Source organism: Stenotrophomonas sp. PS02298, assembly GCF_029959445.1.
Taxonomy (GTDB): Bacteria; Pseudomonadota; Gammaproteobacteria; order Xanthomonadales; family Xanthomonadaceae; genus Stenotrophomonas.
The window spans coordinates 1-2140 of sequence record NZ_JASCOR010000294.1 but is presented as its reverse complement, the minus strand read 5'-3'; the positions used below and the strand labels follow the sequence as shown (position 1 = coordinate 2140).

Below are 2140 nucleotides of genomic sequence, written 5' to 3'. Positions count from 1 at the left end.
CGCCGCTCCTACAACTGTTATCCCGGTAATGCTCCTGCCGAGCATGGCTCGGCACTACAGGTTCGGTTATCCCGGTAATGCTCCTGCCGAGCATGGCTCGGCACTACAGGTTCGGTTATCCCGGTAATGCTCCTGCCGAGCATGGCTCGGCACTACAGGTTCGGCTATCCCGGTAATGCTCCTGCCGAGCATGGCTCGGCACTACCCGGTTTTTGAAGACTCTGACGTATGCAAGACCTCTTTTCTGCCCTATGCCTCGTTGCCATCATCGAAGGCCTGTTCCTGTTCATCGCGCCCTTGGCGTGGAAGCGGATGGCGGCGCAGATGCTGGAACAGCCCGCTGCATCCCTGCGCGGAATGGGCGCTGCGGCGCTGTTCATCGGCTTGGCCGTCCTGTGGTGGGTCCGCCACTGAACCAAACCCTGACGCCCGTACCAAGCTGTACTCGCAGGGGTGGTAGCTGTCAGACAAAACCCGGATAATCCACAAAAGCCGGTCGGGCTTACTCCTCCTGGAGTGCCCCGTTCGGCTTTTTCCGTGTATGGCCCTGGCGTTTGCCGGATGCTCCCCGATGGGGCGTCCATGATGGCGGACCGCAGCGCAGCGCACGGCCCCGTCCGCGGCCCCGATGGCCGCAGCAAACTCAGGAGTTACCCGTCATGGGTCAATCAGTTGTCGTTCTCGGCGCCCAGTGGGGCGATGAAGGCAAGGGCAAGATCGTCGATCTGCTGACCGAAGAAATCGGCGCAGTTGTTCGTTTCCAGGGTGGTCACAACGCCGGCCATACCTTGGTCATCAACGGCAAGAAGACCGTCCTGCACCTGATTCCGTCAGGCATCCTGCGCGATGACGCGCTGTGCCTGATCGGCAATGGCGTGGTGATTTCCCCGGCCGCCCTGCGCAAGGAAATCGAAGAGCTGGAAACGGCCGGCGTTGAAGTCCGTTCGCGCCTGAAGATCTCGCCGGCAGCGCCGCTGATCATGCCGTACCACATCGCCCTGGATCAGGCGCGTGAGAAGGCCGCTGGTGGCAAGGCCATCGGCACCACCGGTCGCGGCATCGGCCCGGCCTATGAAGACAAGGTTGCACGTCGCGGCATCCGCATCGCCGACCTGCATTACCCGGAACAGCTGGCTGAAAAGCTGCGTGCCGCGCTGGATTACCACAACTTCGTGTTGACCAAGTACCTGGGCGTGGAGCCGGTGGATTTCGACACCGTGTACCAGGAAGCACTGGCTTTCGGCGAATACGTCGAGCCGATGAAGTCCGACGTTGCCGGCATCTGCCATGACCTGCGCAAGCAGGGCAAGCGCGTGCTGTTCGAAGGCGCGCAGGGGGCTCTGCTCGATATCGACCACGGCACCTACCCGTACGTCACCAGCTCCAACACCACCGTCGGTGGTGCACTGGCCGGTGCCGGCGTTGGCGCCGATGCCATCGACTACGTGCTGGGTATTGCCAAGGCCTACGCGACCCGCGTTGGCGGTGGCCCGTTCCCGACCGAGCTGGACGATGAAATCGGCCAGGGCATCCGTGATCGTGGCGCCGAGTACGGCGCGTCGACCGGCCGTCCGCGTCGCTGTGGCTGGATGGACATCGTCGCGCTGAAGCGCGCCGTGGCCATCAACGGTATCTCCGGCCTGTGCATCACCAAGCTCGACGTGCTCGATGGCATGGAAAAGCTGAAGGTCTGCATTGCCTATGAATACCGCGGCAAGCGTTCGGAATACGCGCCGCTGGATGCGCAGGGCTGGGAAGAGTGCACCCCCGTGTACCTGGAGTTCCCGGGCTGGAGCGAAAACACCCACGGCATCACCGAGTGGGACAAGCTGCCGCCGGCCGCGCGCGCCTACCTGCGTTCGCTGGAAGAACTGGCCGGCTGCCCGGTGTCGATTGTCTCGACCGGCCCGGACCGCGACCACACCATGATCCTGCAGGATCCGTGGGGCTGATAGCCGCGCCGTGATGTAACAGCCAACGCCCCGCGAAAGCGGGGCGTTGTCGTTTTGGGGCATCAACGACAGGGCCAAACCTGTAGTGCCGACCCATGGTCGGCAGGGGCATTACCGATAAAGCCAAACCTGTAGTGCCGACCCATGGTCGGCAAGGGGCATTACCGGTAACGCCCATTGCCGACCAT

2 protein-coding genes are annotated in these 2140 nt (G+C 63.1%); both read left to right on the top strand.

Features of this window, described 5'->3' with window-relative positions; genetic code table 11:
• The first annotated feature begins 228 nt into the window (after positions 1-228).
• The gene (locus QMX78_RS21190; RefSeq protein ID WP_282273391.1) at positions 229-414 is read left to right on the top strand and encodes a DUF2065 family protein; all 186 of its coding nucleotides are present in this window, start codon (positions 229-231) and stop codon (positions 412-414) included.
• Between the two features lie 245 nt (positions 415-659).
• Positions 660-1952 carry an adenylosuccinate synthase gene (locus QMX78_RS21185; RefSeq protein WP_282273389.1) on the top strand — a complete coding sequence of 431 codons (1293 nt, stop codon included), beginning with the start codon at positions 660-662 and terminating at the stop codon, positions 1950-1952.
• Positions 1953-2140 lie beyond the last annotated feature (188 nt).